The following is an 8,421-nucleotide window of genomic DNA, read 5'->3' on the forward strand; positions in this document are numbered from 1 at the left end:
GCGGCCTTGGCCTGGGCGATGCACTCCTCCACCGGTTTGGGGTAGTGGGCCAGGCCGGCCACGAAGACCCCGTCGGTGGCGAAATCCACCGGCCGCAGCTTCATGTGGGCCTCCAGAAAGAAGCCCTCGGCGTTAATGGGAACCTTGAACTGCTTGGCCAGGGAATCGGTGTCGTGGGAGACCACGGCGCTCGCCAGGGTCAAAATGTCGGGGGCGATCACCAGCGGGTGTTGCAGGACCGGGTCCTGCACCGTGATCCGCAGCCCGCCGCCCTCGGTGACCGTCACCACCGGTTTCTGCTCCAGGGAGAACTGGATGAAGACCACGCCCTTGGCGCGGGCCTCACGATAGAGATTTTCCCGTGAGCCGAAGGTCCGGATGTCGCGATAGAGGATGAAAACGTCCATCCCGGGGTTGAGCGCCTTCAAACGCAGGGCGTTTTCGATGGAGTGGCTGCAGCAGACGCGGCTGCAGTAGGGACGGTCGGGCTCGCGCGAGCCCACGCACTGGATGAAGGCGGCGCTGCCGGCCCCGGTCACGCGGGGGTCCCGGCCGGTGATGGCGCGGTCCAGCTCCAGGTTGACGAAGACGCGGTCGCTCTGGCCGCGGCCGTACTCCAAAGGCTCCAGGGAGCGCCCGCCGACGGCGATGATCGCGGCGCCGTGGGCCACCTCGCGGGTGTTGCCGCCGGCCTGCACCGTTGTCCGGAAGTTGCCCACGAACCCCTGCACCTCCTGGACCTCGGCGTTGACCAAAACCTCGATCTCGCGGTGGTTTTGAACCTTTGCGATCAACTCATTCAGGTAGGGCGCCACCGGCTGGCCGTCCCAGGCCGCGTGCAGTTCCAGGCCGTGGCCGCCCAGAGCGGGCCCCTTTTCCACAAGGGTCGCCGGGTAGCCGCGCTCGGCCAGCGACAGGGCGGCTTCCATGCCGGCGATGCCGCCCCCCACCACCAGGGCGCTTTTGGAGACCCCCAGTTGAAGCTCGGCCAGGGGCTGCTGCAGGCCGACCTTGGCAACCGCCATGCGCACCAGGTCCTTGGCCTTGCGGGTGGCCGCCGCGGGGTTCGCCTGGTGGACCCACGAGTCCTGGTTGCGGATGTTGGCCATCTCGAAGAGGTACTTGTTGAGGCCGGCCTCCTTGATGGTCTGCTGGAAGAGCGCTTCGTGGGTGCGCGGCGAGCAGGCCGCGACCACGATGCGGTTGAGGCGGTGCTCGCGGATCACCTCCTTCATCTTGTCCTGGGTGTCCTGGGAGCAGGTGAAGAGATTTTCCTCGACATAGGCCACCTGCGGCAGCTTGCGGGCGTAGGCGGCCACCTCGGGCACCGCCACCACCGCACCGATATTGGTGCCGCAGTTGCAAACGAAAACCCCGATGCGCGGCTCCTCGGCCGACAGGTCCTGCTCAACCGGCGCCGCCACCGGCTTGACCCGCGTGCCGCGCACGGCGGCCAAGAGCTCGCCGCATTCGGCAGCCGCGGCCGAGGCCTCCATGACCGAGACCGGGATGTCCTTGGGCCCCTGGAAGGCGCCGCAGACGAAAATACCGGGCCGCGAAGTCTCCACCGGGCGGAAAGGCGAGGTCTGGGCGAAGCGGTCGGAGTTGAGTTCGACCTTCAGCCGCTCGGCCAGCGCCACGGTCTCCGGCGAGGTCTGGAGCCCGATGGAGAGCACCACCAGGTCGAACTCCTCCTGCAGCACGCGCCCTTCGGCGGTGGTGAAGTGGACCATCAGGTTGCCCGAATCGGCAAGCGGCTCCACCTTGTGGGGCCGTGAGCGGATAAAGCGCACGCCCTTCTCGTCCCGGGCGCGGTTGTAGTACTTCTCGAACTCCTTGCCGGGGGTGCGCATGTCCATGAAGAAGATGGCGGCGTCCAGATCGGCCCCCGCGTGCTCCTTGGCCAGGGCCGCCTCCTTGATGGCGTACATGCAGCACACCGAGGAGCAGTAGCCGTTGCCGCAGTGATGGGGGTCGCGCGAACCGACGCACTGGATCCAGGCGATCCGCCGCGGTTCCCGGTGGTCCGAGGGGCGCACCAGATGGCCTTCAAACGGCCCCCCGGAGGAGAGGATGCGCTCAAACTCCATGGCGGTCACGACGTTCGCCGAGGCGCCGTAGCCGTAGATGTCGTAGGTTTTGGGGTCGTAGTGCTCGGTTCCGGCCGCCAGCACGACGGCGCCGACCTCGAGAGTCAACTCGCGGTCCTGCTCGTCGAAGTTGACCGCGTCGGTGGGGCAGAACTTTTCGCAGGCGCGGCACTTGCCCTTTTCGAAGTAGATGCAGTGGTCCTTGTCGATCACGTATTTGAGCGGCACCGCCTGGGGAAACTGGACGTAGGCCGCCTTGCGCTTGGAAAGACCGGAGTTGTACTCGTCGGGCACCTTGCGCGGACATTTCTCGGCGCAGGTCCCGCAGGCGATGCACTTGTCCATGTCGATGTAGCGGGCGCGCTGGAAGACCTTGACCGCGAAGCGGCCCGCCTGGCCCGCCACGTCGACCACATCCGCCATGGTGAGAATCTCGATATTCTTATGCCGGCCGACCTCGACCAGTTTGGGTGAGAGAATTCACATGGCGCAGTCATCGGTGGGAAAGGTCTTGTCCAGGGCCGACATGGCCCCGCCGATGGCCGAGGTCTTTTCCACCAGATGGACGAAATAGCCCGAATCGGCCAGATCCAGCGCCGCCTGCACCCCGGCGATGCCGCCGCCCACCACCATCACCGAGCCGATTGCGTCCTTCGGTGAAACCGTCGTCTTGTCGCTCATCGTCTTCACTCCTTGAAGCCTTGGATAGCACGGCCACAGGCCGCCGGCGGAAAAGACAGGCCCGCCGCACGGCCGCAAACCCTCATTCTCTTACCCCTAAAGCCGGCAAAGCGCAACTCTTAAAAGCAGGTTGTGCAGGGTGCTGTCAAGCCCCGGGGTTCACGCGACCAAACAAGCAAATCAGCTGACCCGAGTAAACGACCGTTGCGCAAAAGCGGGCAGATTGCCCCTTCCCCTGGACAGTGGCGTAGAATTCGGCGAAGGCGAGGGGTCGACAGCGGCGACACAGGCAGTATATTGGAAAAGGCATAGAGTTTAAAAGGAGGCCCCATGACAACAGCGCAAAAGATTCTATCCGAAAAAGGCGGCGGGATCATCGGGGTCCCCCCCGAAACGACGGTCAGTGAGACCCTTCGACGCATGGCCGAACACAAGGTGGGGGCCATCGTGGTCCTTGACGGCGAGGCCCCCATCGGCATCTGGACCTCCCGGGACCTGATGCGCAACATCCTGTTGCCGGACTTCGACCCCCAAAGCGACCCGATCGCCAAGTACATGCAGACCCATCTCAAAACGGCCCTTCACACGGCAACGGCCTACGAGATGATGGACAAGTTCCTCGGCCTGCGGGTCAACCACCTCCTGATCGAAGAGGACGGGCACTTCATCGGTCTGCTCTCTTCAGGGGACGTGATGAAGGCCGCGATCCAGGAAAAAACCGAGGAGCTCAAGTCCCTCCAATCCATGGTGAGCTGGGAGTACTACGAGGAGTGGCGCTGGAAGCCGCCGAAATAAGGCGGAAGATGCCACCCCGCGGGGTTCTCCGGGCGGATGGCGGCGGCGAACAAGGAAATTGCAATCGAAACTGAAATTTGGTAGCTTGCCCCCGTTTGGCCCACCCGCGCGCCCGGCGCGCCGTCCGACACCGCCCAATTGAAAAGGGAACCCCATGACCACCCTCAAACACCTCTTCGCCCCCATCCAGATCGGGGCCCTGACCGCCCGCAACCGCCTGATGATGCCGGCCATGAGCATCAACTTCGGGGTGGATGACGCCGGCCGCGTCACCGACCAACTGACCGAGTACTTCGTCGCCCGCGCCCGCGGCGGCACCGGCCTGATGCTGGTGGGCGGCGGCGCCGTTCACCCGACGGGGCTGGAGCTTCCGCGCCTGCCGACCCTCTGGGACGACGGCTGCATCCCCGGCCTGCGGCGGATGACCGACACCGTCCGGCCCCACGGGGCCTGCTTCGGCATGCAGCTGATGCACGGCGGGCGGCAGTCCTACCACGACAACAAGGTGGCGCCCTCCCCGCTGCCCGCCCCGGCGGTGGTCAAGGGGGTGCCCCGGGAGTTGAGCCTGCCGGAAATCGACGAGATGGTGGCCGCCTTCGGGGATTCGGCCCGGCGCTGCCGGGAGGGCGGGTTCGATTTCGTCGAGATCCACGCCGCCCACGGCTACCTCATCAACCAGTTCATGTCCCCCAACGCCAACCGGCGCACCGATGCTTTTGGGGGGTCCTTCGAAAACCGCACGCGCTTCATGCTCTCGCTTTTCCGCGACATCAAGGCCAAGGCCGGCACGGACTTCCCGGTGGGGGTGCGGATCAACGGCGAGGACTACATCCAGGACGGCTGGCACCTGCCCGAGGCCCTGGAACTGGCCCGCCTGCTGGAAGCCGAAGGCGCCGCCTACCTCCACGTCTCGGCCGGAGTCTACGGCTCAACCGAGCTCACGATCCCCTCGATGTACGTTCCCCACGGCTGCTTCGTGCACCTGGCCGAGGCGGTCAAGCAGGTGGTCAAGATTCCGGTGGTGGCCGTTGGCCGCATCAAAAGCCCCGAGATGGCCGACCGCATCATCCGCGAGGGCCGAGCCGACATGGTGGCCATGGGCCGCTCCCAGCTGGCCGACCCGGAGATCGCCGCCAAGGCCCAGGCGGGGCGGCTGAGCGAGATCCGACCCTGCATCGGCTGCTGCGTGGGCTGCATCCACGCTGTCCTGGCCCTGGAGCCGGGGGGCTGCGTGGTCAACCCGGATGTGGGCCGCGAATACCAGCTGGGGGCCCTCCAGCCGGCCGAAACCCCCAAACGGGTCCTGGTGGTCGGTGCCGGCCCGGCCGGTCTGGCTGCAGCCCGCATGGCGGCCCTGCGCGGCCACACGGTCACGGTGGTGGAGCAGCGGGGCAGGATCGGCGGGGTCGCCCGCCTGGCCGCGATCCCGCCGGGCCGCGGGGAGGTGTGGGATATCGTGGATTTTCTGCAGCGCGAGCTGGACCGCCTCAAGGTGGAAATCCGTCTCAATGCCGATCTGGACGACGCCACCCTCGCCGCCCTGCAGCCCGAGGTCGCCGTTCTGGCCAGCGGCAGCCTGCCCGAGATGCCCGTGATCACGGGCCTCATCCAGACCCGGATGACGCTCACCACCGTCGTTGACGTGCTGGAGGGCCGCAGCCTGGCAGGCGACCGGGTGATCGTTTTGGGCGGCGGCCAGGCTGGCCTGGTGCTGGCCGACTTCCTGGCCGAAAAGGGCAAGGAGGTGGCGGTTCTCAACCGGCGGCCGCATTTTGCGGAGGAAATGTCCAGCAACGACCGCTTCTACCTGCGCGAGCGCCTCAAACGCGACGGGGTGCGGTTGTACAAGCGGGTTTCCATCCAGCGCTTCCTGGCCGACGGGGTGGAATTCAAGAGCGCCGGTGACAGCCACCGTCTGGAGGGCTTCGACACGGTGGTCCTCTCCGAGCGTATGACCCCCATCCGCGAGGCGGCCGCGCACCTCAAGCAGCGCGGCATCGCGCTGCACGTGGTGGGGGATGCCAAAAATCCGCGCACCTTGATGCACTGCTTAAGCGAGGGAGAGGAGATCGGCCGCGAGATCTGAGCCGGCCCCGATCCAAAACCTCTTGGAAGCCTGCGAGGGGACGGAGGTTTTTCCGCCCCCTCGCCTTTTGCAAAACCCCTCCTCGGCCGGCCGCCGGCGTCAGGGGATCAGTTCTCAGAAGGCGGGTGCCCGCCCGCCTGGCGCCGCCACCGCCCCAAAGGCTCCGCAGTATGGCCGCAACCCCCGGATATCTTTCGCCCAGCGCCGCCACAGGCCGCCGGTTTCGCGCCTTGCTGGCGGCGGTCCTGCTGCTGCTTGCCGCCGCCGGCGCCGGTGCGTCTTTCATGGCAGCGCCGCCCCCGCAGGAGGTGGTCACGCTGCGCGCGGTGTGGTCGACGGACGGGGCCCACCCGGGCGGCCGGGCCATGCTGGCGGTGGTGCTCGAGGTTGCCGAGGGCTACCATATCAACGCCGATGCCGCCCAGCTGGTGGTGCCGCCGGGCTTTAAACCCCTGCCCACCCGTGTTGAGGTGACCGATGCAGACGCGGCGCTGGGCGTTGAGGCCCCCCATTTCCCCCCCGCCCGCGCCCTCAAATTGGCGTTCAGCGACGACCCCCTGATGTTCTTTGAGGGGCAGGTGGTGGTTTACCTGCCCGTTATGGTCAACCCGCAGGCCAGCCCCGGCGACCACCCCCTGGATCTCCTGGTGACCTATCAGGCCTGCGACGCCCAGACCTGCCTGCTGCCCCGCAAGGTGCCGCTGGCGCTGACGCTGCCCGTGCGCCCGGCCGGATCGCCGCTGACCCTTCAGGAACCGGCACTGTTCGCCGCCTTCGACGACGCCCGCGCCCTTGCGGCGCCCCAGGCGGTGCGCTTCGATCTCTTCGGTTTGGCCTTCAGCATCGACGCCTCGGCCTGGCTGGGAGTGGCGGTGCTTCTGGCAACCGCGGCCTTGGGCGGGGCGCTGCTCAACTTCACCCCCTGCGTGCTGCCCCTGATTCCCATCAAGATCATGTCCCTGGCCAGCCTGGCCGGCAACCGGCGCCGTTCCCTGGCCCTGGGCCTTGCGATGGGCGCCGGGGTGGTGGCCTTCTGGCTTTTGCTGGGCGCCCTGGTGGCCACGGTCAGCGGCTTCAGCGCCACCAACCAGCTGTTCCAGTACCCGGCCTTCACCATCAGCGTCGGCCTTTTCATCGCCCTGATGGCCGTGGGCATGGGCGGCTTTTTTCACCTGCGGCTGCCCGCCTTCGTCTACCGCTTCAACCCCGCCCAGGAAACCCTGGCGGGCTCTTTCGGGCTGGGCATCCTGGCGGCGGTTCTGTCCACCCCGTGCACGGCGCCCTTCATGGGGGCCGCTGCCGCCTGGGCCGCCACCCAGCCACCGCCTACGACCCTGGCGACCTTCGCCGCCATCGGTGCCGGCATGGCCCTGCCCTACCTGGTGCTGGCCGCCGCCCCGGCCCTGGTGCGCCGCATGCCCCGCACCGGGCCGGCCAGCGAACTGATCAAGGAGGTCATGGCGCTGTTGATGCTGGCGGCGGCGGCCTATTTCGTCGGATCGGGCCTCTCGGTCCTGCTGGCAAGCCCGCCGGCTTCCCCTTCCCGGGGCTACTGGTGGGCGGTGATGGGGTTTACGGCCGCGGCCGGGCTCTGGCTGGCGGTGCGCACCCTGGGCATCACCCGCAAGATCCGCGACCGGACCTTTTTCGGCACCCTGGGCGTGCTGGTGGTCCTGCTGGCGGTTTGGGGCGGGTTGCGGTTGACCCGCGGCGGATCCATCGAGTGGGTGGCCTACAGCCCGGAGGCCTTTTCAACGGCCCGTCAAAACGGGCAGAGCGTGGTGCTGCTCTTTACCGCCGAGTGGTGCCTCAACTGCAAGGCCCTGGAGCAGGGGGTGCTGAGCCGGGCGGATGTGACCCGGCGCCTTGCGGCCGGGGATGTCACGCCGATCAAGGTGGATCTCACCGGCACCAACCCGGCCGGCAAGGCCCTGCTGAAGGCCAGCGGCGCCCTGACCATTCCGCTTTTGATCGTTTACGGCGCGGACGGCCGGGAGGTCCTGCGCAGTGATTTCTACACCGCCCAGCAGCTTATCGAGGCGCTGGCGCGCGCCCAAAAAGGAGACGGCAAATGAACAACCGCCTTCTGCTGCCCAGCATCGTCCTGGCTGTCGGCCTGCTGCTGGCCGCCACGGTGTTCGGTCTTTTTTTCCACCACAGCCGCCAGGCCCCCAGAAAAGTCCAGGTGGTGGGGATGGCCACCCGCGCCTTCACCGCCGACCGGGTGAAATGGCGCCTGACCCTGCAGACCACCGCCACCGTGGACGCCGTGATCGCCGGCCAGCGCCGGCTGCGCCAGAGCCTGGAGGGCCTGCAGGCGCTGCTGGCGCAAAAAGGGCTTGCCGAAGAGGCAGTTCACCCGCACCCACCGGGCACTTTCCCGATTTACGACCGCAACGGCCAGCCCACCGGCTACACCCTGCAGCAGGCCGTCTTCGTCATCAGCGACAGGCTGGCAACCGTTGAAGCGCTGGCCTTCGACCCGGCCGGCCTGCTGGAGCAGGGCATCCTGATCCAAAACTCGGAGCTGCAGTATTTCTACTCCCAGGTGGACAGCCTCAAAAAGACCCTGCTCTCCGATGCGGCCGTCAATGCCCGCGAAAGGGCCGAGGAGCTGTTGAAAAACACGGACCTGCGCCTGGGGCGGCTGGTGGGGATCCGCGCCGGGGTCTTTCAAATCACCGAGCCTTACTCCACCGAGGTCTCGGGCGCCGGGGTCTACAACACCAGCAGCCGCCAGAAGGAGATCAAGGTCACCGCCCACGCCGA

5 protein-coding genes are annotated in these 8,421 nt (G+C 67.2%); 4 read left to right on the top strand and 1 reads right to left on the bottom strand.

From position 1 onward, the window contains the following. Positions 1 to 2,771 (bottom strand): FAD-dependent oxidoreductase (locus tag LJE63_03495; GenBank protein ID MCG6905667.1); only part of this gene is annotated, 2,771 nt, incomplete at its 3' end. A 330-nt stretch (positions 2,772 to 3,101) separates the two neighbouring features. On the opposite strand from LJE63_03495, the gene LJE63_03500 reads away from it, so the two are divergent. From LJE63_03500 to LJE63_03515, 4 genes are all read left to right on the top strand, one after another. After that, positions 3,102 to 3,566, top strand: coding sequence for a CBS domain-containing protein (locus LJE63_03500; protein ID MCG6905668.1), 465 nt, complete (start codon positions 3,102 to 3,104; stop codon positions 3,564 to 3,566). Positions 3,567 to 3,720: 154 nt separating this feature from the next. After that, complete coding sequence (locus tag LJE63_03505; GenBank protein ID MCG6905669.1) at positions 3,721 to 5,652, top strand: NAD(P)/FAD-dependent oxidoreductase; 1,932 nt, start codon at positions 3,721 to 3,723, stop codon at positions 5,650 to 5,652. Positions 5,653 to 5,822: 170 nt separating this feature from the next. Then, complete coding sequence (locus tag LJE63_03510) at positions 5,823 to 7,727, top strand: thioredoxin family protein (protein ID MCG6905670.1); 1,905 nt, start codon at positions 5,823 to 5,825, stop codon at positions 7,725 to 7,727. Further along, the coding region (locus LJE63_03515) for an SIMPL domain-containing protein (protein MCG6905671.1) at positions 7,724 to 8,421 on the top strand (698 nt) is incomplete at its 3' end. The genes LJE63_03510 and LJE63_03515, both read left to right, overlap by 4 nt.

The organism is Desulfobacteraceae bacterium (genome assembly GCA_022340425.1).
Taxonomy (GTDB): domain Bacteria; phylum Desulfobacterota; class Desulfobacteria; order Desulfobacterales; family JAABRJ01; genus JAABRJ01.